Source organism: Microbacterium xylanilyticum (genome assembly GCF_054654695.1).
Map to the genome: position 1 here is coordinate 2,138,547 of NZ_BAAIEN010000002.1, position 25,258 is coordinate 2,163,804.

A 25,258-nucleotide genomic window follows, 5' to 3' on the forward strand; every position below is an offset into this window, starting at 1 on the left:
GGTGAACCGCTCCGGTGGGCCCAGTGCCGGTGAGCCGCTGCCGATCCACCCGTGCTCGAACAGCTGTGCGTTGATGTAGGTGAGCTTTGACGCGCAGCATGCGATGAGCTCCCCCTGCCACCCGGCGAGGCATTGGTTCAGCCGGTCCTATGCGACCTGCGACTGGCCCTTCCGATTATGTGATCGTGCCGACGACATGCTGCTCCCAGGCCAGCTCAAGCTGGGCGGCATCAGACTTCCCCGGGCGTGCGGAGGGTCGCATCCTAAGGCTTGGGGAGCTTGTTCTCGCCGCCGACCGGATAGTGGTGGCGTGACGACAATGCAAGGAGCTCCGCACCCCTTTGTCCCTACCCATCGATATGGTGAGTGCACGCACGCTGGGGTACGGCTGCGTGAGAACGAGGGGAATGCCATGCAGCTGAAACACTTCCGCGTCCGCAATTTCCGGAACATCCTCGACAGCGGCGAGATCATGGTCGATGACGCGGTGACGTGCCTTGTCGGAATGAACGAATCCGGCAAGACCGCGATCCTGTCGGCTCTACATCGCCTGAACCCCGTCGGCGAGGCGGAGTTCAACGAGCAGCAGGACTACCCGAGGTGGCTGCTCTCGAAAGATCGTCGCGTGGACGTCGTCAAAGACGCCGAGCCGATCGCGGCGACGTTCGTGCTCGACGACGACGATCGCGAAGCGGTCGAAAGCGCTCTCGGAGCGGGCGTGGTCACGGGGTCGGAAGTCACGATTTCCCGGAAGTACGGGCCGAACAAGACATGGTGGACGTTCCAGAGAAGCGGTAGGCAGGCCGTCGAGAATCTCCTCGGGCGCGCCGACCTTCGGAAAAAGACGGCGGAGCGCTTCAAGGATGTGCGCGATCTTGACGGCATCGAGGCCGTCTCCGCCGAGCTGGCAGCCGATCAGAGCGACGGGCAGCTCGAACGCACCACCGAGGAAGTCGCGCGCGTCAGAAAGGAACTGGCTGCCCTAAGCGGCGATACTGCGTGGGGCGTCATCGTGGGGATCCTCAAGCCACGCATCCCGCGCTTCTTCTACTTCTCCGACTACTCGCAGCTGGAGGGTCGGATCGACATCAGCGCCCTCGCGGAGAAGGACGACGAGGTTGGATCCTCGGCGACGCAGACCGCACGGGCTCTGCTGAGGCTCGCCGAGACGACCCCGGCGGCCCTGGCCGAGGACGACTATGAGGACCGCAAGGCGGAGCTTGAAGCAGTGGGGCACGAGCTCACACGCGAGGTTTTCAAGTATTGGAAGCAGAACGAGAACCTCCGCGTCCAGTTCGACGTCGACCGCAAGATCGAGGAGGTATCGACCTATCCACAGACCCTCCAGGTCACGAAGACCTATCTCGACATCCGTGTCGAGGACACGCGCCACGCCTTCACGAACAACTTCTCCCAACGTTCCTCAGGATTCCGTTGGTTCTTCTCGTTCCTGGCAGCGTTCACAGAGTTCGAGACCCGGAAGGAACCCGTGGTGGTTCTGCTCGACGAGCCGGGCATGACGTTGCACGGCCGCGCTCAAGGCGATTTCCTGCGGTTCATCAACGAGCGGCTCGCCGATGCGGCGCAAGTCGTGTATACGACCCACAGCCCGTTCATGGTCGAGACAGACAAGGTCGGACGCGTCCGGATCGTCGAGGACGGCGGCCCTGACACCGGCGCGACCGTCACGCAGGAAGCACTGGAAGTGCGCGAAGGGAGCCTCTTCCCGCTGCAGGCGGCTCTCGGGTACGACATCGCGCAGCACCTTTTCATCGGGTCAACAAACCTTCTCGTCGAGGGTCCGAGTGATTTCGTGTACCTCGATGCGCTGAGTAGGTGGTTGTTGGAGCACGGTCGGACCGGACTCGACGAGCGCTGGCGCGTGCTCCCCACCGGTGGTGCATCGAACATTCCCGCCTTCGTTTCCCTGATGGGTCAGAATCTGGACGTGACCGTCCTCGTCGACTCCGGGACCGAGGGGGCGGAGCGCCTCGATCGGGCGGTGGACGCGGCGCGGCTGAAGCGGGACCGCATCGTGCAGGTCAGCGAGATCACCGAACGCCCCCACTCGGACATTGAAGATCTCTTCGACATCGAGGACTACCTCGCAATGTTCAACAAGGCTTTCGGGACTGCGTTCGCCGCCGACCAGCTTGGCCACGGCGATCGCATCGTGAAGCGGATCGAACGCACATACCAGCCGTTCAGCCACCATCGCCCTGCCGACGCCATGCTCCGGAACCCGGAGCTGCTCGACAACCTAAGCGACGGGACACTTGCAAACTTCGAGAAGCTCTTCGTACGAATCAACGGCACCCTCGGCTGAGCGAGCGCTGCGGATCGAGCAACGCATGGGCTAGTCGAGAACACCTTCAAAGCTGCATCGACGTCACGAGCACCCCGGGCTGCTTCCTGCACGCCTTTCGCATCGACGGCGACGACCGCGTCCAGCAGTTTCTGCGCTGCGACCGACGGTGTCGGCGCGGACGGCGCGTAGCCGGTCAGCACACCGAGGACCGCAATGGCGGGGATCAGTGTGCTGACCGTGCTGGTACTTCGAGTCCTCGTACGTATGATGAACACCCTCCCGTTGTTCCGTTGCGTCCACGTTTGCACGGTGCTGACGGATCCGCCGAAGGGCATGACGCGATGTGGCGGATCAGCCGGCGATGAATCCGTCCCGCTGATCCTCGATCGCGGCGAGGCGTGCGAGCCCGTCGGCGACGGCAAGATCGGTCTCCGTGAACGCCCGGTTCGCCCACTCCTCGGTCCGGTAGTACTGCCGGATACCGATCACGTTGCCCGCCTGGCCGGCCACGTCGATCGGGTACTCGAGCGCCTTCTGCTCGTCTTCAGGCGTCGCGAGAACGCCCCGCCACTCACCGATCTGGTGGGCCTTCAGGATCGTGCGCATCCGGATCGGGCTGGGCTCCGGCGGGAGCGCGGCGTTCGCCTCGTCGATGATCGCCTGACGTCGCTGCGCGTTCAGCCCATCGATGCTCCCGGCGCCGATCTTGCGGACATGCTTGTCGATGCCCTTGTCGCCCTCGTCGGCCCACACCATCTGCGAGCGGACGGCCGCGTCGATCTGGCCTTGGCGCCAGACGGCGAAGGCGTGCATGGCGTTCGACAGCGTCCGGTCCGTGATGTGCCCGGACGCGTCCTCCCACCACGCCGTGTACTCCTCGACGTTCTTCGGGAGCCCGACGGGCGGGAATGCGAACGATCCGCGCTCGATCAACGTGTCCTCCGGAGCAGTGCGTGCCCGCGGAGACCATTCACCCCCACGCCCATCCGGGGCGCCGCTGGGTCGCCGCGGCGTTTCGATGGTGCTCATGCTACCTGCCTCCTCACGCATACGCGGTCACCTTCACTCTGCTCGCCTGCCACCGGAGCCTGGAACCCCGGTTGCCGCTCCGGCGCCGGCGAAGACGCCGGCCTGGATCAGCGCCTGTGCGTTCGCCTGCGCCTGAGCCATCCGCTCCGCCTGCGCCGCGGCCTCCACTTGCGCGTGCTCGGCCCGGCTCGCGTCGGCGCGTGCCTTCGAGGCGGCAGCCTCCTGCGCCTGAGCCTGAGCGGCCTGCGCGGCCTGGTACCGCTCCAGGAGCCGGCTGTTCTCGCCCCGCCGGTTCGCGACCTGCCGCCCGTACCGTCCGATCGCCTGAGCCCCCGCGGTGATCCCGGCATCCCGGGAGAACTCCGCCGCAGCGTGCACGGCACGGTTGTCCACGGCCGCCTTCGCGATGGAGCGGACATGCCCGGCACCCATGCCCACCTGCACGCGCATCGCGGTCGCCGGGGCAGAGTTCCACAGGCCCGTGAAACGCTCCGACGCCCCCGCACGAGCACGAGCGGCCGTCAACGCCGGCAGATCCCGCACCGCGGAGAGGGTCTTCGTCGCACCCGACAGGGTCTGACGTCGAAGCTCCGCACCACCGGCGATGATCTGCTCTCGGGACTGCTGCTCCCGGCGGAGCTGATCCATCCGTGCGATGTCCCCGGTCGCGGCCGCGGCCTTCAGCTCCAGGCGCGTGTCCCGGCGGGAGTCCCGCAACCGTGCACGTTCGTCACGGCGCTCCTGCACCTCGTCGGTGACCTTCTGCCGCTGCGACCGGCGACCAGACTGCTCGGCCGCCCATGCTCGCGCCTCGGCGAGCTGCTTGCGACGGCTCGTGAGCTGTTCGCTCTCCAGCTCCATCTGCTCGGACTTCTCACCCTGCACCTGGCCTGCCGTCTTCGCGACCGGTGCACCCATCTCACTGCGCCGCACTCCCGTGCGCATGCCCAGCCGGCCGCCGCTCGCCCGGTTCAGCAGGTTCGAGCCGACCCGACGTCCCGCGCCGCGAGCCATGGACCCCAGGCGGGTGCCGAGGAAGCTCCCGGCGGCGGATCCGACACCGGCGCTGAGTCCCGCCCCGATCGCACCGGACGCCCCGGCCTTGCCCCAGGCCATCGCCCCGCCGATGGAGACCGGCGAGGGCAGCTTGAACACCTTCTTGAACAGGACGTGCACGAACACGAGCGCGACGATCGGGCTGAGCCCGGACCAGATCATCGAGAACAGGGATCCGGCGCCGAACATGTTCGTGCCGACCGTGATCAGCACCCGGGCGACGAGAGCGACGAGCGCGAGCACCGCGGTGATCAGGGACGCGAACACGGACAGGCCCAGCATCTGGTTCAGCGTCTTCCCGATGCGGTCCTTCCACGGCCGTTCCACGAACATCGCGGCGAAGAACACGAACCACAGCGCGATGATGAACCCGGCCAGGGCGAACTTCGCGAGGAACGAGATCAGGGCGACGAACCCGAATGCGATGAGCGCCATGAGCGCCCCGACCGCGTAGGAGATGGTCGCCGCCTGGTTCCCGGCCGCACCCACGCCGGTCACCGCACGTGCGTAGTCCGCGACCGCTTCCGGGTCTGCGGCGCTCTTCGCGTCCCCGGCGATGTCATCAGGGTTTCCTTCCAGCTCGAACTGCTTCGGGACCGCCTGCGACTGCGGGTCGTTCGGGTCCGCACGGTCCGTCCACCATTGCGTGCAGAGCGTCTGCGCGGAGTTGTCCCCCGTCTTGGACAGCCGTGTGGTCCCGCCCGGTCCGTTCCCGGTCCTTGCGTCGAACCCGAGCCAGCCGTCCCGCCACTTCCACTGGATCACCGGGACCTTGTCCGCGGACATCCCGGTCGCCTGGCAGGCCGCCCACGCGAGCATGGTCCCGGCCTGGTTCTTGTCCCCGGACGGGTTGAACGGGAGCGACCCGTCGGGGTTCTTGAAGTCGCCGATGTTCGCCCCGCGGGCCAGCGCCTGATCCCTGGTCGCGTCCAGCGCCCCGAACGAGGTGACGCCGTTGGACCGGAAGTCGAGGACATGGCAGTAGGCGACGTCCGCGTACGGGTTGTTGTACCCCAGCTGCGTCCGCTTCCACGTCTCCACCCCGGTGATCAACCACATGGAGTCCATGGCTTTCGAGACGCTCGTCACCCGGCCGCCGTCCAGGGACGGGACGATCTTGCCCATCTCCTGCAGCTCCGACCAGAGGACACCGTCGTAGCCGGCGCAGTTGAAAAGGTCTGACGCTTTCGTTCCGCCCGGGGTGGCGATCGAGCCGATCCCGTTGACCGCGCCGGTGATCCCGTCGGCGACGGAGTCCGTGTACTTCGCGATCGACTCGTTCGTGACTTTGACGAACCATCCGGGGGTGAGCGGTGCCGGCGAGTACGTCTCCCCCGGGTTCATTCCGGTCGTCTTCGCGTACTGCGCGGACATGCCCAGCAGCAGTCCGATCATGATCCCGAGCCCGCACAGACGGCGGATCATGACCCCGGCGCCGCGGCCGATGGATCGGACGATCGCCGCAACGACGATGAGTGCGAGAAGGATGACCATCAGGCTCGTCCCGGCGCTGCCTACCGCCCCGGAGAGCAGTCCGTTCACGAGTGCACCACCGACCATGTCCATCTGCCCGCCGATGCCGCTGATCGCGTCAAACGACGTCGCCGCCTGCACGAGCCCGGCGGACGCGGACCACATCCCGTTGCCGGCGGACATGTACGGGGCGTCCGCGAAGTTGCGGCTTGCGACGTTCAACGTCGCCCCGATGTTCACCCCGTCGAGCTTCGAGAAGTACCCGCTTGCGGCGGACAGCCACCGGGTCGGCATCCGGTAGACGGTGTTGTGGAACGTGATCTCGGTGTTGTCGGCGCTGCGCAGCCCCGGATGGTCCAGGCAGAACTTCCGCCACTGCTGGTAGTTCGGGACGTCCTCTTTCGTGAACATCTCGCACAGCTGGTTCGTCCACACGCCACCGTCATCGGGGCCGGGCGGCGTGGTCGGATCGTCGTTGGGTCCGAGCGGACGCAACGGGACGACCGACACAGCAGCGTCTCCCGGGCTCTCCGCATGCGCGGCGGCGGCTGTCAGGGGCAGTGCGAGAGCGCACGCCGCGGCAACGGCGGCAATCCGTGCAACCCACCTGGCTCCGCGTCGCATCTGCGCTCCCCTCGAAAGTGCCTTCACCGTCCACCCCTGCGAACGCAAGCGCGGCTCAGTCTTCGAGGAGATCCCGCATGCTCGCGTGGCCCCTGCGAGCTCGCGTCGACGATCGGGGGGTCGCGCGCATTGCGCGCGGGCCGTGCGCGTCCGCGGTCGCCTGGGGCGGGGTGGGGATCACCACCTGCTGGTGCATGACGAGGACGGGGTCCCCCATCACCTCGCCGGACGCGTACAGCACCCCCGTCTTCGACCGCTTCTTGTCGACGATCGCCTGCATGTTCCTCAGCTTCATGCCCCGCTTCTGCCGGGCCACGAGCAGCCACATCCCCAGGGGCACCAGCCCGATCGGTGCTAGGAACGCCCACGGGCCGAGGAACGGGATCAGCACGGCGGTCGGGGCGAGGGAGGTAATCAGCGACACCCCGAAGACGATGATGTTGTGACGGGGGGCTTCCACGGTGAACACCACCCACCGGCGTTCATCGTTCCGGTGCCGCCCAGTGAGCTTCGTCAGCGAGTAGACGTGCGGGACGTTGTCGCTCATCGTGGTCCACTGCCGGTCACAGGAAGGTGGCGCCCCAGGCGAGCACTGCGACGACGATCCCGAGGATGCCCTGGATGATGAGCAGCGCGACCGGGAGGATCACGTTCGGCCCGGCGAGCAAGCACCCGAAGAACGTCGCCATTCCGGGGAACCCGGTCGCGACCCCGCTGACGCCGGCCTTGCGCTTCTGCCACAGCCACAGTCCGATGAAGATCACGATGATCCCCACACCGACGACGGTCATCACGATCTGGAGCCCCTGGGGAACGAGGTTCCCCCAGATTCTGTTCCACCCGCCCACAAGGTCCATGAGGTGTCAGCCTTTCCTGAGAAGTGCGGTCACCGTCCACCCCTGCGAACGATCCGTCAGCGGGTCGCGACGCGCACGGCCTCCGCGTACAGCCGGTCGGCAAGTGCGGGGCGCCGGCGCAGGACTGTGGCCACCCGCTCGCACGCCCGGATGTCCAGGTCATCCCCGAACGGGCTGAACAGGATCTGCTCCTCGTCAGTGCTGGCATCCCCGGACTCCCAGCGGTCCAGGAGGCCGACCACCCCGCCGGGCGTGGAGGTGACCAGGTCCCTGGCCTTCTTCGCCTGGCGCTTGGCCAGGCTGCTCTCACGCACCTGCGGCGCACCGTCACGGATCGAGACGATCCGCCACGTGGACTTGCGGACCTTCGCCTTCCCGGACGTCGTCCCCGAGTCCAGCTCGTACAGGGCGAGCGCGGCGATCCGGTCCGCCTCGTCGTGTCGCACCTGCTCGGAATCGTCGGGGAGGACGTCCGCGAGTGTCATGTCCTCAGCGATCGGCATGTCCAGGCTGATCGTGTCGCGGGTGATGTGGAAGTCAGCGGCGGGGCGCGCGCCGACGGGGTATGAATTGCGGATCCGGTCCGCGGCGGCGGTGCGCTCCGTGTTGTTCATCCGGCGGCCGTTCGCCTCGAGGAAGGCCTCGTCCTCCAGCTGCAGTGCACGCAGTCCCGCGGTGTCCTCGCTGCGCCGCTTGTGCTGATAGGCGACGGTCTGCTTCGTCGCGCGGTTGCGGACCGCCTGCTTGATGTAGGTGTCCGGCTGGGCGAGCTGCTCCTCCAGGGACTTCGTCTTCGATGCGAGCATCGTCACGGCCACGTCCTGGGTGATGTCGTCGGCGACGCTCCGATCGAGCCGGTATGCGCTCGTGATCCCGCCCGCGGTGCTCCCGGCGACCTGGCAGACCTCGGCCCACCGTTCCCGGAGCGCAGCCTTCGCTGCTCGCTCCTGAGCCTGCTGGTCGATCTCCTCGATCGTCAGCTCCCGTGCGACGGGGACGGTGCTGAGCTCCTCACCCGGTTCCGGTTCGCTGCGGTGGTGCCCGTCGAACTGGCCGCCGGTGCTGGTGCCTGCGGGGCGATGCTTGTTGCCGTGTGCGTCGTAGCTGGTCATGACCCCTACACGCGCGGCGGCCGATCGAACTTGGCCGAAACCATGCGATTCCCGTCGCGGACAGCACCAGGTTCATGCCCGGCTCGCTCCGTCTCGTTCGCAGGGGTGGACGGTGACAGCGAAGAGAACCGCAACACGGCTTTGAGGAGAATCTGGCCCTATGTCCACCATCACCGCCGCTGAGCGCCGGTCCTTCCTGACCGCCCCCGGTGAGCATCTGCTGGTCAACAGCGACCCGCTCTCGTTCGTGCGCCGTTTCGACGAGTTCATCGAAGCGTCGGGCATCCCCGCCGAGCGCACCCTCGCATCCCCTCTGCTGACCGTCCCCCTCCCCGTCGCGGAGCGTGCGGAGGACGGGCACCCGCGCCGATGGTCTGGCGCGAAGGCGTCGTTCATGTGGCACCCGCTGATGTGGCTGCCGCGGACGGTCGCCCTGCGTGCGCCGTTCCAGGTCGCTGATGAGGCCCCGGATGTGGAGTCGGATTCGGCGTGGTCCGTCCGTGTCGCCCAGGAGCTCGTCGCTGGCGGGCTGTACGACCCGGTCACGGGCACCTGGCTGGATGTCCTCGCCCACTACGGCCTGAACGTGGACGACCCGGCCGTGCAGGAGCGGGTCGGGCTCTGGCTGCATGGCGCCGGCGACGAGATCCTCGATTCGATCGACCTGTCCGAGTTCGTCACCGGGCCGGAGCACGCCGCGCAGATGCTGCAGTCCTCCCACGACCTCGCCGACGTCCTCGTGCCCGCCCAGTGGGCGATGACGTCGACGGGCATCATCGAGACGATCGAGATGCTGCTCGCAGACACGGACGTCACCGAGGACGACCGCCGGCACCTGCTGGACGTCATGGCCCAGGTCGCCGCCGTGGCCCTGCACGACGTGCCCGAGGATCCGGAGACCGGCCTCGACGTCGTCGACATGATCGGGCTGATCGCGGAGGAAGCGGAAGCCGACCGGCCCTCCGGTCATCCGGTCAACTCGGCGCAGCTCCTCGACGCCCTGTGCAACCTCCTCGCGGATGTCGCCGCGGACTATGCGCTGGACGTGCAGGTGCTGAACGACGCCGCCCGCGACCTGGCGTGACTTCAGCCAGGATCTCCCCCTGCCCGCTCGTGTATCGGACATGAGCACCACCATCGACGCGCACGGGCGCGGGCACAACTCCTCGGGACCCGCCGGCGGGCAGTTCAACGGGCACAACCGGACCGCACCGGACCCGGACGACTCCCTCGACATCGACGATGCTGCGGACCGCTGCGACCAGTGCGGGGGCCCGAACGACGACGGGAACGGCTGGAACGGGCTCTGCGGCACCTGCGCCGACCAGGCCGAACACGGCCGCACCTGCCCGGAATGCGGGTACGACAAGGACCCGTCCCGCGGTGACATCGTCGAGGACGACTCCCCCTGTGCGGACTGCGCACGTTCGACGGTCGGCGTCGACGCGGTGCGGATCGCGGCCGCTCAGGCCCGCCGTGAGCTTCCCGTCGGGCAGCAGGTCCAGGCCGTGTACCTCGGTGGCGGTGAAGCCCGCAACGGCGCACCGGACCTGCGGACCGTCACGAAGCAGAACGCGTACGAGATGATCACCACCCGCGACGGCAGCACCCGTGGGGTGCACCTCAGCTGGGCGGGCAACACGGCCGAGCGGGACGAGAACGGGACCGCCATCGTCTCCGACGACACGGGCGCCCCGTTCGTCGCGTTCATCCCGCTCGGCGACGGCTCAGACCCGATCGACGATGTGCTCATCCGTCACCCGGTCAACGACCAGCTGAAGCTGGCGAAGGCGGATGGCCTGTCCGCGGCCGCATTGAGCGCGCTCGCGCAGGATTCCGACACGGTGGCCGTGCACCGGGCGGTCGCGAAGCATCCGAACACGGACGCGGACACCCTCCGCCACCTCGCAGGCAAGGCCGACGACGAGAAGACCCAGGTGGCGATCGTCGAGCACCCGAACACGGACTGGATGGTCCTCGACACGGTCGCGACGAACAGCAGCAATGCGGTAGTGCGATGGAGGGTCGCCGGTGACTCGCGCACGGCGGCCGGCACTCTCGGTGCCCTTTCCCGCGACGTGGACGACTCGGTTCGCGCTGCTGCCGCCCGGACGACCACGTCCGTCATCGACCTCGACCGGCTGGCACAGGACCGGGACCAGGATGTGCGACTCTCCGTCGCATCGAACGCGCACACCCGTCCGGAGCTCCTGGAGCGGATGTCCCACGGCAACGGGTTCGTCATGGCTCAGGTCGCAAAGAACCCTTCCGCGCCGGCGGACACCCTGCGGCGGCTGTCCGAGGACACGTCCACCGGCAACCAGACGCGGGCGATGGTTGCAGCGAACCCGTCCGTCCCCCAGGATGTGCTCCGCCGGCTCGCCACCGAGTCGGACGAGTGGGTGCGCCAGCATGCCGCGAAGAACACCGCGCTGCCGGCTGACCTGCTCGACAGCCTCTCCCGGGATCAGAACCCGGCCGTGCGGCGTGCCGCGGCCGCCAGTCCGCGGCTGAGCGTCAACCGTCAGAGCGCTCTCGCCGCCGACGCAGACGGGCACGTCCGGTCCATGGTCGCGAAGAACTCGGCCACGGACCCGGTGATCCTCGATCGGATGGCCGCCGACCGGAACCATGCGGTGCGCGCAGCCGTGGCCGAGAACCCGCGAACACCTCGATGGGTGCTGAGGCATCTCGCGAAGGAAGACGAATACGTCGGCCGGCTCGCAACGGTAACCCTCGCCGACCTGAACCGTGCCGACGAAGGCTGACATGCGGAGTGTCGATCAGGCCGGGAAGCCACGCCGCCTGGCCGTGTTCGACCTGGAGACCACCGGGATCGACGTCGACCGGGACAGGATCGTGACCTGCTTCATCGGCCTCCTCGACGGTGACGGCGCCGTGCTCGATGAGCGCCGGTGGCTGCTCGACCCGAGCGTGGAGATCCCCGACGGAGCGCAGGCCGTGCATGGGATCAGCACGTCCATGGCACGTGCGCACGGTCAGCCGGCGTCGTCCGGCGTGCAGCAGATCGCGACGGCCTTGCAATGGGTCGTCGACCACGGTCTGCCTGTCGTCGCTCACAACGGCGGGTACGACCTCTCGCTCCTGACAGCGGAGACGCGACGGCACGGCGTGCCCGTGGTGCGCGGTCTCGTGATGATCGACACGTACGTCATCGACAAGGCCCTGGACCGATACCGTCCCGGATCACGAAGGCTCACCGACGTCGCCGCCCACTACGGTGTCGCCTTGGGCGATGACGCGCATGATGCCGGCGCCGACGCGGTCGCCGCCGGGCGTATCGCCCTGGCACTGTACGACCGGTTCCCGGAACGCCTGAGCGGTCTGAGCGCCGTCGAGCTGCATCGACGTCAGATCCGTTGGGCCAGCGCACAGGCACGAGATCTGACTGAGCACCTTCGCCGGACCGGCCGGATGGGCGACGACGAATCGGTGGACGGCTCGTGGCCGTTGCTGTCCGGGCCCGGTGTCCAACCCCACGCACCCCATGACGCCGTCCTCCACCCCGCACGCGTCCTCCGCCGGGGCCAGCTTGCGCTACCCGGGAACGCCGGCCAGTTCGCGTCACGGGTACGCACCGCCCCACCGGACGGGCTCTGACCGGGTATGCGGTAGCCATGACGTTCCCGCTCCTCGACCCCGCCTTGGCCGCACTCGAATTCACCGCGTCCTGCGATGTTCCAAGCGAAGCCGAGCACCCGGCAACGCTGATCGTGACGTGCCGGAGCTGCGACCGGCCACCGGTGCTCGTGTGCGCACTGCATCTCGCCCTCCTGCGACGGCAGCTCGAGCAGGCCTCCCGCGGCCGCGGAGCGTCGGCGACGGTGTACTGCTCGGCATGCCGGACGAGCGCCGCGACGATCGCTGAGCTCGTCGACACCGTCCCGCTCTGATCGGCCGGTGCCGGCAGGCTGCCGCACGTGTAGAAGGCATGACCATCATCGACGCGCAAGGCAACCATCACCACGGAAAAGGCGCGGCTGGCGGACAGTTCGCGAACCACGACCGCAGCGTCCCCGAAACAGGCCTCGAACCGGACCACGGGGATCTGACGGCGCAGACGCCGCTGGACATCGACACGGCATTGTCTGACGTGTTCGACCGTGCATGGAAGCAGCGTGTGAAGGTGGACATGCTCGACGCGCAGGTCCGGCAGCTCCAGGAGCGCCTTCGGAAGGGCCGCAGCTGGTTCCGGGACGAGGAGCGCCTTCCTCAGCTGGAGGAGGAGTTCGCCGTCGAACAGGCGAAGCTCGATGCGATCCAGGACGAGGCGGTCCCGTACGAGCGCGAGTTCGCCCGGCGAGGCGGGTGGTCGCGTGCGTTCCTGGTCACTGGCGGGCACCTGCACCGGAGCATGGACTGCTCGACCTGCAACCGGGACGGGAGCCCCACCCGGTTCAACTGGATGCCGGAGTACTCGGGTCAGGACGAGGAGCAGATAGTCGACGCGGCAGGGTCCCGGGTCTGCACGGTCTGCTACCCGTCCGCGCCGGTGGATGTGCTCAGCCGCCCGTCGCGGATGCTGACTCCCGAGGAGGCGGACGCGCAGGCGGCCAGGGAACGCCGTGCGGAGGAGAAGAAGGCGCGGGAGGCTGACCGTGCCGCGAAAGCGCTCCTCCCGGACGGCAGTGAACTGCGGATGCCTGGCACCTACTACCGGGTGAAGACGCTCGCGTCAGCGCGGATCGCCCTGACGGACGCGATCATCGACAGCCACGTCGCGATCCAGAATCCCGAGTACGCGCAGGAGAAGTCCACGTGGCGGGACATGCTGATCGACGCGATCGCCGCGAAGACGGAGACCCCTGCCGACACGGTTCGCGCCGAAGCGTACGAGAAGGCCCGGAAGAAAATGCGCCGGGAGTGGGGTATGTCCCCTAGCTGGTGACCGCCGACGACGCGATGAACGCCCCCATCAGGTCCAGGTCGCGTCGAGTCAGCCCCAACCGGCGGGCGGGGCTGATCAGCAGCAGGCTCCCGTCGTTGCGGAGCACACCGTCGGGCCGTTCGAACCCGAACTCCGGCTCGACGATGCTGGCGTCCCCTTCGACGATCGTGCCGCTCGCCCGTGCGGACGCCTGGTCGTCGGCCCAGATGACTCGCCGGCCTCGGTCCAGATAGCTGCGGACGACGGCTTCCTTCCACCATCCGCCATTCTCCCGACCGGGATGCAGCCGCTGCAGTCGCGGCCAGTCGAGCGCGGCGGCGAGCTCGTCGCAGTCCGGCTGCTCCCAGTCCGTCAACCACAACGCCTCCGCCCTCCCGCTCGCGATCCACGGACGGATGGGGTCGCGCACGTCGTCGTTTACGATCACATCCCAGAGCCCGGCAGCGTGCACCGTGTACGGGCGCGACGACTCGTCGCGAAGACGAAGCGGGGACACGGTCCCGTCGATGTCCAGCAGGAACACCGGCCGATCATAGGTCGTGGAATCCATGGTTCCCACATACTCGCAGGACGCTAGCAGTGACGGGCGGCGGCCGGGGCGTTAGGAGTGGACCGGCTCGTCCTCGGACTCATCGCCTCTGGCGAGTGGAATCCGACGTTTCAGGGCTCTGAACCGCGGCACTGCGACCTCATCCCACCTTTGCTTGAGGCTGGGTCCGTACCGCTTCACGACTACAACGCCTCCAACCACTGCGATGGCACCGCCGAGGATTATTGCTACCTTCCTCCAGTCGATGTCCGTCCCTCCGCTTTCCCGGAGTTGCTCCTCTTGGAACGCTCTGAAGGCCGCCTCAGCTGCTTCCTGTCGGGTTGCCCGCTCCAACGCCTTCTTCGCGCGGTCGGCGGCGTCAACGACCTTCGCATGCTCGATCAGATCCGGAGTGATGTCGAGCTCGTCGAGAATCGCAGGGTCGAAGTATGTCTTCGACCAGTTCTTGAATGCGTATCCGCCGTAGCCGGTGTCGTCATGAACGTGCCTGACGTACTTCTCACCGAGCTCGGTGGCAACCCATCCGTTCTCACTCTGCTCGATCACCCCCATGGACTCGAGGAGGCGATTCGTAACGCGCGCGACGAGCCCGTAGGGAGCACCGATCTCCGTGGCGGAAAGGCCGTGCTTACCCATGTCTGTGCCCCAATCCCGTAACAACGTGATCACATGCTAGAGCAGTCGATGACGCCTCCCAGCAGTCCGTCCCTCGTGCTTAGATCGTTCGATCGAGCACGAGGGGGAAGTTCATGCTGAGATCTGTCGATTCCAGACGCACCGCCGGTGACCTTGCCGAGTTGATCGTGGATACGGAGCGAGCGATCCCGCTGATTGTCGTGACGACTCCGTCTGGTCGAGACGCGTCGTTCGTGCCGCTTGATGATCTCGACCGGGCTGTCGGTTCCGAGGCGGACATTGCGGCGGTGTCCCGGCAGGCGTCGAACTGGCTGTCCGATCGGCTCACCGAGCTCGGGCATCCGGACCTGCACGTGTATGGTGGCGCAACACGCCTGTACCCCGCGGGTTCGATCGAGGATGATGCGTCGCCGTTGTTCACTGCACGCACCCGTTCCGACGGCGACCAGGTCGTACGCCGGCTTCAGGCGCATCTCTGCTCTGAACAGGATCGGACAACAGTCCGGCCGGATCGTCGCGCTGCACGCCGTGCCGCGAAGAGCTGGAAGCCGCGCGCAGTGCCGTCGGATGCTGAGGCCGCCACTGACAGTGCAGATGATCTCCTTTCGGAGAACCGCACGCTGCGTACGGACCTGCAGGCGTCACGTAAGCAGCTCGAGGTGCTCACTCGGCAGCTCAGCGAAGCTCGCCAGGAGTCGTCGAAGCTCCGCAAACGAGACCGGGACACCGCCCCGTCCCTGGATCGTCCGGCACGGTTCTTCCTCGACGCCGGCGATGACATCAGCTACCGGATCCACACCACCTGGGCGGCGCAGGTCCCGGCCGAGCAGAAGCCGGACCTGGCCTTGGCGATGTTCACCCTGGGCGAGGAGTTCTCAGCATCCGTGGATGAGATAGCCGGCGCCGACGCGACGCTCCGAGACAAGATCGCGCGTGCTTGCGTTCGCGTGCTGACCCGGCAAGACAGGGACGCGCACAAGCTCGGCGAGGAACGCGACGACGGTGCCGTCGCATGGCGATCGTATGTCGAGCAGAAGTCACCGTCCGCCCGTCGCCTGCACTACTGGGCGGTCCCCGGCGGGACGTTCGTCCTCGCCCGGATCGTCGTCCACGACGACTACCGGATCTGACAGCGGAGGCCGGTATCGGAGCCGTGTATGGCCCCGCTCCGCAGGCACGATCCACCGGCCATTAACCGGCCAGAAACCCGCTCCACGGGGCAAGTTTCGTCACGTTTCGAATGGTCCCGACACGTCCGAACAAGTATCTTGGTTCTGACGGGGGAACTGGAATCAACGGCTAGAAATAGCCGCCGACCTGGACTATTCCCCCGCCTTGTCCGCATCAGATGAGACGCCTTCATCCCAGCCCGAAGCACCAGGCACAGAAACGGCAGGTTCTTGGTTCGAGTCCAAGCCGGGGAGCAATCCCCCGAAACCCCGTCCTCGCGACGGGGTTTCGTCGTCTCCGGGCGCGGCGGCCACTCGGGCCCGATCCGCGCGCGCGAGGCGGGGCGCGACACGTCGCCCCGCCTCGACGTCCGCAACGTCAGCCCGCCTGGACCCCCCAGATCCAGTTGCCGTCCGGGTCGTTGATCGAGAACATCGCCGGCACGGGTCCGCCGGCCGGCATCTCGTTCGCGATCTCGAGCCCGGCAGCCTGCAGCCGTTCCTTCTCCGCGCCGAGATCGGCGACCTCGATGCCGATCGAACCGCCGCCGGGCTGGCCGCCCATGGGCGGGTTCAGCGCGAGGCGCGCGGTCGACCCGGCGGGCGCCACCTCGACCCAGCGCCCGGCGTTCTCGCCCTCGCCCCAGGTCACGTCCATGCGGACCTGTCAACGTCGGTTGAAAACTGACCCCTTTTCGTCGGCGAAAGTTGACCCCCTCGGGTTGTGTGGTTAGTGGTCCGCGCCCGGTGTGGGCGGGGTCTTGAGGAGCTCGCGTCGGGCCCTTGTTCGGTAGGAGTCGCCGCCGAGGGTGAGGACCTCGGCGTGGTGGACGAGGCGGTCGATCATCGCGGCGGCGACGATGTCGTCGGCGAAGATCTCACCCCACCGGCCGAACGGCATGTTCGAGGTGACGAGGATCGAGCCCTGTTCGTAGCGGTGCGCGATGAGCTGAAAGAACAGGTTCGCGGTGTCGGCGTCGAAGGGCAGGTAGCCGACTTCGTCGATGATCAGCAGTCGGTAGCGGCGCAGTCGTTTCAGTTCGTGCTCGAGCCGGTTGTCGCGGTGCGCAGCGTGCAGGCGGGCGGCCCATCCGGTGGCGGTGTCGAACGCGACCGGGTAGCCGGCGTGGCAGGCCTTGATCCCCAGCGCGATGCCGAGATGGGTCTTGCCGACACCGGGCGGGCCGAGCAGCACCACGTTCTCCGCTTTCGGAACCCAGGTCATCGTGGCCAGGTGCGCGAGCACGTCGCGGCGCAGCGTGGGCTGGTGGTCGACGTTGAAGTCCTCAAGGGTCTTCACCGCGGGGAAGTGCGCGCCGGAGATCCGCAGGCTGGTGCCCGACGCTTCCCGATCGGCGACCTGGCGTTGCAGCACCGCGGTCAGATACTCCTCGTGCGACCAACCCTCCGCTCGCGCCGTGACAGCCAGCTGCTCCCAGACCCGCCCGATCGTGGGGGTCTTCAGCGCCCGGGCGAGGTAGCCCATCGTCGCGGCGATATCGGTGGCGGGCATCAGAACACCTCCCCGGTAGTGGGGTCGAAGTCCACGCCGAACAGCACGTCGTAGTCGGAGGTGTCCCGGAACATCACCCGTTGCGCCGGCAGGACCCGGCCCGCCCGCTCCCGGTCGCGTTTCGCTGCGGAGTACTGCGAACGCAGCCCCTTCGCGATCATCACGTGGGCAGGGTCGGTGACCACCGCGCCGGTCGCCCAGCAGCGGTCGTGGTCGGCGACCGCGGTGCCGTCGCAGACCACGATCACCCGCTCAAGGGTCGCGGTGACATCCACCAGCCGGCCGATCACCCGTGGGTCGACGGAGTAGTCGTTCCCGTCGACACGGACGTAGTAGTCCCTCCCCAGCCGGACCCGCGTCTGCAGGCCCGTCGCCGGCGGACGCGGCGGCAGCGCCGTCATCGCCGCGATGTCCCGGTCCAGCACCTCGATCGGCCTTCCGCGGAGCGAGCGGACCGTCCGGCTGTTCGCGACGGGCAGCCAGTCCGCGAGTTGGGTGTTGAAGTCCGCCGGCGAGGCGAACTGCCGGCCGGGGAGAAACGAGGTCTCCAGGAACCCGTTGTTGCGTTCGGTCATGCCCTTGAACTCCGGATCCCGCGGCGGCGCCAACACCACCCTGGTTGCCAGCGTCCCGGCGAACGCGGCTGCCGCGGCCGTCACCACCCCCTTCCCGCCGATCGCGGCCTCCCGATCCCAGACCAGCGTCTTGGACACCGCGCCGACCTGCGAGATCAGCTGCCACATCCCCGCCAGAAGGTCCCCGGCCTGCCGGGACGGCAACATCAACGCGGACAGGAACCTCGAATAGGTGAGCGTCATCACCAGCACCGGCAGCATCGCCGCCTGCCCGAACCCGACCGGGACCCGCGGCTCCGGGAACCACAAGTCCATCTGCGCCGCCTGCCCCGGCTCATGCACCAACCGGTCCGCCGGGTCGACACCCGCGTACTCCGGGCGGATCTGCCGGATCCGGTCCTTCAGGATCGTCAGCGAGTGCTGCCACCCGATGCGCTGCGCGATCACCGTCGCCGGCATCTTCGCGTCCACCATCAACAGCTTGCGGACCTCGGGCTCGACCGCGTCGACCAGCGACTGCTTCCCGGCCCGCTGATACTTCGGCGGCGCGTCAGACGCGAGCGCGGACCGGACCGTGTTCCGCGCGATCCCCAACCGCCGCGCGATCGCCTTGATCGGCACGTTCTCCGCCCGATGCAACCGACGAATCTCTGCCCAGTCTTCCAAGTTGATCACCCTCCAAGAGTGCTCGGAGGGGGTCAAGATTCCCCGACGCTACGGGGTCAGTATTCACGCGTCGCCGACAGGACCTCCCAGCCGAGGGTGCCGGTGAAGAAGCCGACCGCGGAATCCTGGTCGGCGATGGTGAACATCGCGACGGCGATGACTGCATCTGAGCTCATGTGCCGAGTCTCGCACCGCCCCTCGGCGACCGACAAAGTCCGTGTGACGCGAACCAGCCGGCTCCTGCGTCACGTCCGACGTCCTCCTCAGACGGCGTGGTCGGCCCCGGGGGTCCACAGCAGGTCGGCTCCCGCGCCGCGCGCGATGACGTGCCCTTCCCGGATCATCAGCGTCTCGGCTCCCAGCTCACGGGCGAAGGCGGCGTCGTTGCTCACCAGCAGCGCGGCCATGCCCCGCTCCGCGCGACGCCGGGTGATCGCGGCGAACACGACGGGACGCACCTCCAGGTCGAGGTTGGCGAGCGGCTCGTCGGCGATCAGCACCTTCGGGTCGAGCACCAGAGAGCGCGCGATCGCGACGCGCTGGCGCATCCCGGCGCTGAGCTCGTACGGGAACGACGCCGCGAGTCCGAGCGGCAGGTGCAGCTCGTCCAGCAGGGTCGCCACCCGGATCGAGAGCGCCTTCACATTCACCCGCCGCTCGCGCTGCAGGATGGGCTCGGCGATGATCTCCTGCACCGTCAGCTGCGGCGTCAGCAGCGCGCCGGCGTTCTGCGGCAGGTAGCCGGCCCGGTAGGTGAGCTCACGAAGGCGCCGCCCCGGGTGACGCACCGACACGCCGCACACCGTCGCGGAGCCGCCGACGACCCGGATCGAAGGGTCGGCCGCCCCGGCCAGCGCCCCCACCAGGGTCGACTTGCCGGATCCGGTCGCGCCGGCGATGCACATCAGCTCCCCGGGCGGCAGCGTGAACGTCACACCGTCGATGGCGCGCGTCGGCGCGGAATGGCCGATCCGGTCGATCACGATGTCCTCGCAGACGATCGCCGCCGATGGATCCCCGCTGGAACGCGCCATCCTTCCATCCTGCCCCAACCCGGTGCGCACCGGGGGTGCAGAACCGCCGTGCCTCAGGACTCGAGGTTCCGCTGCCGTTCGGCGTCGATCTCGACGAGCCGGCGGGCGATCGCCCTGGCGCCGTCCGAGTCGGCGGGCAGGCGCTGGATCGCGCCGAGCAGCTCGCTCTTCTCCCGCTCGAGGCCGCGGACGATGAGACGACGGCACAGATCCGTGGCAGACGCCCTCGCGCCCTCCTCGTTGCGGGCGGGGAAGGCCGCCATGAGCAGCTCCCCGGCCAGGGCCCGGTACGGCTCGCGCACGGCGTCCACAGCCTGCAGCGCCCATCCGGGGCGTCGCCGATCCGGCACCTGCGCGATCGCCTCGCGCACCGCGTCCAGCGCGGGCACGGCGAACGGCATGCCGACGGCCCGCTGCAGCAGATCGGCGTCGAGCTGGTGACCGTACTGCAGGGCGCCCATCAGGGCGTCACGCTCGAGGGGCGCATCGCCGGTGCGCGGCAGCGAGGCCAGCGTCACGACGGGTCCCGCAGCGAGTGCCTCGCCCGCGGCCTGCGGGGCGACAGCCTGGACGGGCGCCTGCTCGCGCCCCGCTGCGCCTCCCTCGCGCCGACGGCGCTCGTGGCGGCGCACCTCGGCGTGCACATCGGTCGGATCCATGCCGAGCCGGCGGGCGAGGATGCGCTCATACTCGGGGCGCAGCAGCGGATCGCGGATCTCGGCGACGATCGGCGCGGCCGCACGGAGCGCGCCCACCCGGCCCTCTGCGGTGCCCAGGTCGAAGGAGGCGATCTTCCGGTCGATCACGAACTCGAACATCGGCACCTTGGTGGACATCAGCCCGCGGACGGCCTGGTCACCGCGCTGCAGGCGCAGGTCGCACGGATCCAGTCCGTCGGGAGCCACCGCGACGAACGTCTGCGCGTTGAACCTGTCGTCTTCGGCGAACGCGCGCAGCGCCGCCTTCTGACCGGCCTCGTCGCCGTCGAAGGTGAACACGACCTCACCGGACGCGGAGTCGTCGCCCATGACCCGGCGGAGCAGCTTGATGTGCTCGGCGCCGAACGCCGTCCCGCAGGTCGCGATCGCCGTCGTGACCCCCGCCAGATGGCACGCCATCACATCGGTGTACCCCTCCACCACGACGACACGCTTCGGATCTCCCCGGGAGATGTCGCGCTTGGCGAGATCCAGCCCGTAGAGCACCTGCGCCTTCTTGTAGATCGGCGTCTCGGGCGTGTTCAGGTACTTGGGGCCCTGATCGTCGTCGTACAGCTTGCGCGCACCGAAGCCGATGGTCTGGCCGGTCACGTCGCGGATCGGCCACACCACGCGTCCGCGGAACCGGTCGTAGACGCCGCGCTGGCCGGCTGACACGAGGCCGGCCGCGGTGAGCTCGTCGCGGGTGAAGCCCTGCGCGGTGAGCGCCTTGAGCATGCCGTCCCAGCCGCGCGGTGCGTAGCCGACGCCGAAGTGCGCGGCAGCACCGGCATCGAACCCGCGCTGACCCAGGAACGCGCGGGCGGACTCGGCCTCGGGGCTGAGCAGCTGGCCGCGGAAGAACTCGGCGGCGGCGGTGTTCGCGGCGTACAGCCGGCTGCGGCCGCTCGATTCCGGGGCGGGTCCGCCGTCCTCGTAATGCAGGGGGTATCCCACGCGCGCGGCGAGGCGCTCCACGGCCTCGGTGAAGCTGACGTGGTCCATCTCCCGCAGGAACGAGTACACGTCCCCCGACGCGCCGCAGCCGAAGCAGTGGTAGTAGCCGACCTGAGGGCGCACGTGGAAGCTGGGGCTCTTCTCGTCGTGGAAGGGGCACAGGCCCTTCAGCGATCCCACGCCCGCGGACTTCAGGGAGACCCGCTCCCCCACGATGTCGGCGATGTTCGTGCGCGACTTCACCTCGTCGACGTCGGCCTGCAGGATCCGCGGCATCAGCGGCCGCCGTCGCTCGAGAGCGCGTGCACCGTCGCGGGTCGGGCGTGCGCCGCGCGCGGCCGGGCGTGCCGCGGCGTCCAGATCCCGACCTCGGCGGGGTCGATGTCGCCGACCAGGCGGTTGTGCCAGTCCACCGCGGTCTGGTCCGTCAGGCTCGCCACCTGGTCGACCACGACCCTGCGGCGCTCCGCATCGGTAGTGGCGTCGTGGAAGTCCGCGGCGAAGGCGGGCTCCAGCACATCGGCACCGGCGGTCCACAGGGCGTCCGTCGACCAGAGCGCGTCCGCCAGGCGCTTCAGCACGCGGCGCTGCTCCTTGTAGACGCCGCGGCGCGCATCGATCGTCACGATGGCCTGCCCCATGATGCCCTTGAGCACCGCGATCTCCGCGTCGATCACCTTCGGCACCACGACATGCGCGTTGTAGCGGGCGAGGTTGGCTCCGGGGTAGGCCTCCCGGGTCGCCGAGACGGCGGCCCGCGCGAAGCGGCCGATCATGTCGCTCGTGAGGTTCTTCAGGCGGGCGAGGTCGCGCCGGGAGCGGTCGAAGGAGGTGAGCCACATCGGCTGACGCGTGAGCCGGTACAGCGCATCGGCGAGATCTTCGCGCGTGTAGTCGTAGCCGACCCACTGCTGGATCCGGGAGACGAGCGCGTGATGCTCGGCCGGATCCGCGAGCTGAGCCACATCGAGGTAACCGTTCACGATCGCGTCCTCGAAGTCGTGCACCGAGTAGGCGATGTCGTCGGACAGGTCCATGATCTCCGCCTCGATGCAGCGCAGGCGCCCCGGAGCGCCCTCCCGCATCCACCGGAACACGTCCTCGTCCTCGGGGTACACGCCGAACTTGAGACGCCCGCCGGGGTCCGGCAGCGGGCTGTCCGCCGTCCACGGATACTTGCAGGTCGCGTCGAGGCTGGCGCGGGTCAGATTCAGTCCGACGGAGCGCTCCTGGTCATCGAGCACCTTGGCCTCGAGCCGGGTCAGGATCCGCAAGGACTGCGCGTTGCCCTCGAAGCCGCCGATGTCTTCCGCCCACTCGTTGAGCGCCCGCTCCCCGTTGTGCCCGAACGGCGGGTGGCCGAGGTCGTGGCTGAGGCAGGCGGTGTCGACGACGTCGGCCGAGACTCCCAGCGCGACGGCGAGCTCGCGGCCCACCTGAGCGACCTCGAGCGAGTGGGTCAGCCGGTTGCGTGCGAAGTCGGCTGTCGAGGCCGGGCTCAGCACCTGGGTCTTCGCGGCCAGCCGGCGCAGTCCTGCGGAGTGCAGGACGCGGGCGCGGTCGCGGGCGAAGTCGTCCCGCTCGGAACGGTGCGTCTCGGCGAAGAAGCGTGCGGCGTCGTGCGCGTCGTAGCCGGGCGCGAGCGGCAGGCCTCCTGCCGCCGCGTCAGCCGCCACTGTTCTCGACCTCGGCGCCGCGCATCATGTCGGTGACGGAGGCCTCGACCTCACGCGAGTCGAGCCAGCCGTCGGGCAGCGCCGTGCGCTTCGGCGTGCCCGCCCGCCCGCGCTGTCCCTCGGCCGGGGCACCGGGATAGGGCGCGTCGCCCAGGGTGCCCAGGATGTCGTCGATCTCCTGCAGCGTCGACACCCGGGCGAGCGCGGAGCGGATGTCGCCGCCCACGGGATAGCCCTTGAAGTACCAGGCGACGTGCTTGCGGATGTCCTTGCAGCCGCGGTCCTCGTCCTCGAAGAACTCGACCAGGAGCTCCGCGTGACGGCGGAAGGCGTCCTTGACGAAGCCGAGCGTCGCATCCACCTGCACGGCGTTCTCGTCGCCGAACGCTGCGGCGAGCTCGCCGAAGAGCCACGGCCGGCCGAGGCATCCCCGACCGACGACGACGCCGTCGCAGCCCGTCTCCGTCATCATCCGCACGGCGTCGTCCGCGCTCCAGATGTCGCCGTTGCCGAGCACCGGGATCGAGGTGACGGCTTCCTTCAGCTCGCCGATCGCGGACCAGTCGGCATGGCCCGAGTAGTACTCCCCCGCGGTGCGCGCATGCAGCGCGACGGCGGCGGCGCCCGCGTCCTCGGCCGCACGGCCTGCGTCGAGGAACGTCAGGTGGTCGCGGCTGATGCCCTTGCGCATCTTCACCGTGAGCGGGACGTCGCCGGCGGCCTTCACGGCGCGCTGGACGATCTCGGAGAACAGGCCGATCTTCCACGGCAGCGCAGCGCCGCCACCCTTGCGGGTGACCTTGGGCACCGGGCAGCCGAAGTTGAGGTCGATGTGATCTGCGCGATCCTCGGCGACGATGATCCGCACGGCCTCGGCGATCGTGGCCGGATCCACCCCGTAGAGCTGGATGGAGCGCGGCGTCTCGCTCTCGTGGTGCTGGATGAGGCGCATGGTGATCGCGTTGCGCTCCACGAGCGCGCGGGACGTGATCATCTCGCTCACGTACAGGCCGGCGCCGTACTCGCGGCAGAGCCGCCGGAACGCGGTGTTGGTGATGCCCGCCATCGGCGCGAGCACCACGGGGACGTCGATGCGCAGCGGGCCGATCTGCAGGGGCCGGACGGAGGCAGGGGCGAGAGTCATATCCCCTCCATTGTCCCAGATCCGGACCGCAGGATCCCCGCCCGCCTAGGCTTGTGCATATGTCCGCCACCCCGCTGCGCCAGATCCCGTTCGCCGACGCCCAAGGCGCCCTACGCACCCTCGACGACTACGGCCCGGGTCCTGTGCTCGTGGTGAACGTGGCCTCCAAGTGCGGTCTCACGCCGCAGTACGCCCAGCTCGAGGAGCTGCAGCGCCGTTTCGGTGACCGCGGGCTGACCGTGGTCGGCTTCCCGTGCAATCAGTTCTTCGGCCAGGAGCCGGGATCCATGGACCAGATCCTCGAGTTCTGCTCGACGACCTACGGAATCTCGTTCCCCATCAACGACAAGGTCAAGGTGAACGGCCGCAACGCCGCCGACCTGTACAAGGAGCTGAAGCAGACCGCGGATGCCGACGGCAGGGCGGGACGCGTCGAGTGGAACTTCGAGAAGTTCCTCGTCTCGCCCGACGGATCCGTCCGGCGGTTCCGGCCGCGGCAGGTGCCGGACGCTCCCGAGATCGTCGCGGCGATCGAGGAAGCGCTCGGCTGAGGGCCGCCGCGGGTCAGCCCTCGACGACCTCGGCGTTCTCGCCGCGCTTCGCCCACAGCTCGCGCAGCACGCCGGCGAACGCCTCCGGCGGCTGCGCACCGCTGACGCCGTACTGGCCGTCGATGACGAAGAACGGCACACCCTGGATTCCGTAGGCCCGCGCCTGCGCCTGGTCGGCGCGCACATCGGCGAGGTGCCGGTCGGTGCGCAGCGCCTCGAGCGCCTCTTCGCGGTCCAGCCCGATCTCCGCCGCGAGATCGGCGAGGTCGTCGATGCGCCCGACGTGCCGGCCCTCGGTGAAGTACGCGCACATGAGCCGCTCCTCCATGTCGTGCTGGCGGCCCTGCGTCTTCGCGTGGTGCAGGAGCTCGTGCGCCTTGACCGTGTTGGTGTGCTGGAGGAGATCGAAGCGGTAGTCGAGACCGGCCTGCTTCGCGATGCCGGTGACGCGGTCCAGCATCTGCACGACCTGGGCGCGCGGCATGCCCTTGTGGCCCATCAGGAAGTCCGCCTCGTCGCCCTCGAAGTCGACGGGCGTGTCCGGCGACAGCTCGAACGAGTGGAACGTGATGTTCACCTCGGGGGCATCGTCGTCGTCGGCGGTGGCCGCGAGTCCCGCCTCCAGATTGCGCTTGCCGATGTAGCACCACGGGCAGGCGATGTCGGACCAGATGTCGATCGAGATGGGTTCGCTCACGGTTCGATTCAACCGCATGTTCCT

The 25,258-nt window shown here is 68.6% G+C and carries 23 protein-coding genes; 8 read left to right on the top strand and 15 right to left on the bottom strand.

The window, feature by feature from the left end; all coding sequences use genetic code 11:
- Positions 1-412: 412 nt before the first annotated feature.
- Positions 413-2,326, top strand: coding sequence for an ATP-dependent nuclease (locus tag ACYQ1L_RS10890; protein WP_460004158.1), 1,914 nt, complete (start codon positions 413-415; stop codon positions 2,324-2,326).
- A gap of 333 nt (positions 2,327-2,659) precedes the next feature.
- Here ACYQ1L_RS10890 and ACYQ1L_RS10895 read toward each other — a convergent pair whose 3' ends face one another.
- The 5 genes from ACYQ1L_RS10895 to ACYQ1L_RS10915 form a co-directional block, all read right to left on the bottom strand.
- The gene (locus tag ACYQ1L_RS10895) at positions 2,660-3,337 is read right to left on the bottom strand and encodes a hypothetical protein (RefSeq protein WP_460004159.1); all 678 of its coding nucleotides are present in this window, start codon (positions 3,335-3,337) and stop codon (positions 2,660-2,662) included.
- Positions 3,338-3,370: 33 nt separating this feature from the next.
- Positions 3,371-6,376, bottom strand: a complete 3,006-nt coding sequence (locus tag ACYQ1L_RS10900) for a hypothetical protein (protein WP_460004160.1) — start codon at positions 6,374-6,376, stop codon at positions 3,371-3,373.
- A gap of 169 nt (positions 6,377-6,545) precedes the next feature.
- On the bottom strand, positions 6,546-7,037 hold the full coding sequence (locus tag ACYQ1L_RS10905; RefSeq protein ID WP_460004161.1) for a hypothetical protein: 492 nt from the start codon (positions 7,035-7,037) through the stop codon (positions 6,546-6,548).
- Positions 7,038-7,053: 16 nt separating this feature from the next.
- Positions 7,054-7,347 (bottom strand): hypothetical protein, encoded by a 294-nt coding sequence (locus ACYQ1L_RS10910; protein WP_460004162.1) that lies wholly within the window; start codon positions 7,345-7,347, stop codon positions 7,054-7,056.
- Between the two features lie 56 nt (positions 7,348-7,403).
- A complete protein-coding gene (locus ACYQ1L_RS10915; RefSeq protein WP_460004163.1) occupies positions 7,404-8,459 on the bottom strand; it encodes a hypothetical protein in 1,056 nt (351 codons plus the stop codon).
- Between the two features lie 160 nt (positions 8,460-8,619).
- Between ACYQ1L_RS10915 and ACYQ1L_RS10920 the strand changes: the two genes are divergently transcribed.
- Genes ACYQ1L_RS10920 through ACYQ1L_RS10940 form a run of 5 tightly spaced genes read left to right on the top strand, consistent with a single transcriptional unit; the run spans position 8,620 to position 13,368 of the window.
- Entirely contained in the window at positions 8,620-9,543 is a 924-nt protein-coding gene (locus ACYQ1L_RS10920; protein ID WP_460004164.1) for a hypothetical protein, read from the top strand.
- Positions 9,544-9,583: 40 nt separating this feature from the next.
- Positions 9,584-11,227, top strand: coding sequence for a hypothetical protein (locus ACYQ1L_RS10925; RefSeq protein ID WP_460004165.1), 1,644 nt, complete (start codon positions 9,584-9,586; stop codon positions 11,225-11,227).
- A gap of 1 nt (position 11,228) precedes the next feature.
- A complete protein-coding gene (locus ACYQ1L_RS10930; protein WP_460004166.1) occupies positions 11,229-12,080 on the top strand; it encodes an exonuclease domain-containing protein in 852 nt (283 codons plus the stop codon).
- A gap of 17 nt (positions 12,081-12,097) precedes the next feature.
- Complete coding sequence (locus ACYQ1L_RS10935; RefSeq protein WP_460004167.1) at positions 12,098-12,373, top strand: hypothetical protein; 276 nt, start codon at positions 12,098-12,100, stop codon at positions 12,371-12,373.
- A 38-nt stretch (positions 12,374-12,411) separates the two neighbouring features.
- Positions 12,412-13,368 (top strand): hypothetical protein, encoded by a 957-nt coding sequence (locus ACYQ1L_RS10940; protein ID WP_460004168.1) that lies wholly within the window; start codon positions 12,412-12,414, stop codon positions 13,366-13,368.
- Here the strand turns inward: ACYQ1L_RS10940 and ACYQ1L_RS10945 are convergent.
- Positions 13,358-13,918 (bottom strand): hypothetical protein, encoded by a 561-nt coding sequence (locus ACYQ1L_RS10945; protein ID WP_460004169.1) that lies wholly within the window; start codon positions 13,916-13,918, stop codon positions 13,358-13,360. The genes ACYQ1L_RS10940 and ACYQ1L_RS10945 overlap by 11 nt on opposite strands.
- Positions 13,919-13,969: 51 nt before the next feature.
- On the bottom strand, positions 13,970-14,554 hold the full coding sequence (locus ACYQ1L_RS10950) for a hypothetical protein (protein WP_460004170.1): 585 nt from the start codon (positions 14,552-14,554) through the stop codon (positions 13,970-13,972).
- A 113-nt stretch (positions 14,555-14,667) separates the two neighbouring features.
- Here ACYQ1L_RS10950 and ACYQ1L_RS10955 point away from each other — a divergent pair, with 113 nt between their 5' ends.
- Complete coding sequence (locus ACYQ1L_RS10955; protein WP_460004171.1) at positions 14,668-15,684, top strand: hypothetical protein; 1,017 nt, start codon at positions 14,668-14,670, stop codon at positions 15,682-15,684.
- 418 nt (positions 15,685-16,102) lie between these two features.
- Here ACYQ1L_RS10955 and ACYQ1L_RS10960 read toward each other — a convergent pair whose 3' ends face one another.
- From ACYQ1L_RS10960 to dusB, 7 genes are all read right to left on the bottom strand, one after another.
- Entirely contained in the window at positions 16,103-16,381 is a 279-nt protein-coding gene (locus ACYQ1L_RS10960) for a VOC family protein (protein WP_460004172.1), read from the bottom strand.
- Between the two features lie 72 nt (positions 16,382-16,453).
- Complete coding sequence (gene istB / locus ACYQ1L_RS10965; RefSeq protein ID WP_460002272.1) at positions 16,454-17,236, bottom strand: IS21-like element helper ATPase IstB; 783 nt, start codon at positions 17,234-17,236, stop codon at positions 16,454-16,456.
- Entirely contained in the window at positions 17,236-18,486 is a 1,251-nt protein-coding gene (istA, locus tag ACYQ1L_RS10970) for an IS21 family transposase (RefSeq protein WP_460004173.1), read from the bottom strand. The genes istB and istA overlap by 1 nt, the downstream gene beginning before the upstream one ends.
- Positions 18,487-18,740: 254 nt before the next feature.
- Entirely contained in the window at positions 18,741-19,511 is a 771-nt protein-coding gene (locus tag ACYQ1L_RS10975; protein ID WP_460004174.1) for an ATP-binding cassette domain-containing protein, read from the bottom strand.
- A gap of 53 nt (positions 19,512-19,564) precedes the next feature.
- Complete coding sequence (gene dnaG / locus ACYQ1L_RS10980) at positions 19,565-21,442, bottom strand: DNA primase (RefSeq protein ID WP_460004175.1); 1,878 nt, start codon at positions 21,440-21,442, stop codon at positions 19,565-19,567.
- Positions 21,442-22,842, bottom strand: coding sequence for a deoxyguanosinetriphosphate triphosphohydrolase (locus tag ACYQ1L_RS10985; protein ID WP_460004176.1), 1,401 nt, complete (start codon positions 22,840-22,842; stop codon positions 21,442-21,444). The genes dnaG and ACYQ1L_RS10985 overlap by 1 nt, the downstream gene beginning before the upstream one ends.
- A complete protein-coding gene (gene dusB / locus ACYQ1L_RS10990) occupies positions 22,832-23,986 on the bottom strand; it encodes a tRNA dihydrouridine synthase DusB (protein WP_460004177.1) in 1,155 nt (384 codons plus the stop codon). The genes ACYQ1L_RS10985 and dusB overlap by 11 nt, the downstream gene beginning before the upstream one ends.
- A 59-nt stretch (positions 23,987-24,045) precedes the next feature.
- On the opposite strand from dusB, the gene ACYQ1L_RS10995 reads away from it, so the two are divergent.
- A complete protein-coding gene (locus ACYQ1L_RS10995) occupies positions 24,046-24,537 on the top strand; it encodes a glutathione peroxidase (RefSeq protein WP_460004178.1) in 492 nt (163 codons plus the stop codon).
- Between the two features lie 13 nt (positions 24,538-24,550).
- Here ACYQ1L_RS10995 and ACYQ1L_RS11000 read toward each other — a convergent pair whose 3' ends face one another.
- Positions 24,551-25,234 carry a DsbA family oxidoreductase gene (locus ACYQ1L_RS11000; RefSeq protein WP_460004179.1) on the bottom strand — a complete coding sequence of 228 codons (684 nt, stop codon included), beginning with the start codon at positions 25,232-25,234 and terminating at the stop codon, positions 24,551-24,553.
- Positions 25,235-25,258: the final 24 nt, after the last annotated feature.

What these genes read in the sequence shown, in the direction of transcription:
- ACYQ1L_RS10940 (WP_460004168.1), top strand. Translation starts at nt 12,412, where the DNA reads ATGACCATCATCGACGCGCAAGGCAACCATCACCACGGAAAAGGCGCG.
- ACYQ1L_RS10915 (WP_460004163.1), bottom strand. Translation starts at nt 8,459, where the DNA reads ATGACCAGCTACGACGCACACGGCAACAAGCATCGCCCCGCAGGCACC.
- istB (WP_460002272.1), bottom strand. Translation starts at nt 17,236, where the DNA reads ATGCCCGCCACCGATATCGCCGCGACGATGGGCTACCTCGCCCGGGCG.
- ACYQ1L_RS10910 (WP_460004162.1), bottom strand. Translation starts at nt 7,347, where the DNA reads ATGGACCTTGTGGGCGGGTGGAACAGAATCTGGGGGAACCTCGTTCCC.
- ACYQ1L_RS10925 (WP_460004165.1), top strand. Translation starts at nt 9,584, where the DNA reads ATGAGCACCACCATCGACGCGCACGGGCGCGGGCACAACTCCTCGGGA.
- ACYQ1L_RS10945 (WP_460004169.1), bottom strand. Translation starts at nt 13,918, where the DNA reads ATGGATTCCACGACCTATGATCGGCCGGTGTTCCTGCTGGACATCGAC.
- ACYQ1L_RS10890 (WP_460004158.1), top strand. Translation starts at nt 413, where the DNA reads ATGCAGCTGAAACACTTCCGCGTCCGCAATTTCCGGAACATCCTCGAC.
- ACYQ1L_RS10950 (WP_460004170.1), bottom strand. Translation starts at nt 14,554, where the DNA reads ATGGGTAAGCACGGCCTTTCCGCCACGGAGATCGGTGCTCCCTACGGG.
- ACYQ1L_RS10960 (WP_460004172.1), bottom strand. Translation starts at nt 16,381, where the DNA reads ATGGACGTGACCTGGGGCGAGGGCGAGAACGCCGGGCGCTGGGTCGAG.
- ACYQ1L_RS10905 (WP_460004161.1), bottom strand. Translation starts at nt 7,037, where the DNA reads ATGAGCGACAACGTCCCGCACGTCTACTCGCTGACGAAGCTCACTGGG.
- ACYQ1L_RS10920 (WP_460004164.1), top strand. Translation starts at nt 8,620, where the DNA reads ATGTCCACCATCACCGCCGCTGAGCGCCGGTCCTTCCTGACCGCCCCC.
- dusB (WP_460004177.1), bottom strand. Translation starts at nt 23,986, where the DNA reads ATGACTCTCGCCCCTGCCTCCGTCCGGCCCCTGCAGATCGGCCCGCTG.
- ACYQ1L_RS10955 (WP_460004171.1), top strand. Translation starts at nt 14,668, where the DNA reads ATGCTGAGATCTGTCGATTCCAGACGCACCGCCGGTGACCTTGCCGAG.
- ACYQ1L_RS10935 (WP_460004167.1), top strand. Translation starts at nt 12,098, where the DNA reads ATGACGTTCCCGCTCCTCGACCCCGCCTTGGCCGCACTCGAATTCACC.
- ACYQ1L_RS10975 (WP_460004174.1), bottom strand. Translation starts at nt 19,511, where the DNA reads ATGGCGCGTTCCAGCGGGGATCCATCGGCGGCGATCGTCTGCGAGGAC.
- ACYQ1L_RS10995 (WP_460004178.1), top strand. Translation starts at nt 24,046, where the DNA reads ATGTCCGCCACCCCGCTGCGCCAGATCCCGTTCGCCGACGCCCAAGGC.
- dnaG (WP_460004175.1), bottom strand. Translation starts at nt 21,442, where the DNA reads ATGCCGCGGATCCTGCAGGCCGACGTCGACGAGGTGAAGTCGCGCACG.
- ACYQ1L_RS10895 (WP_460004159.1), bottom strand. Translation starts at nt 3,337, where the DNA reads ATGAGCACCATCGAAACGCCGCGGCGACCCAGCGGCGCCCCGGATGGG.
- ACYQ1L_RS10930 (WP_460004166.1), top strand. Translation starts at nt 11,229, where the DNA reads ATGCGGAGTGTCGATCAGGCCGGGAAGCCACGCCGCCTGGCCGTGTTC.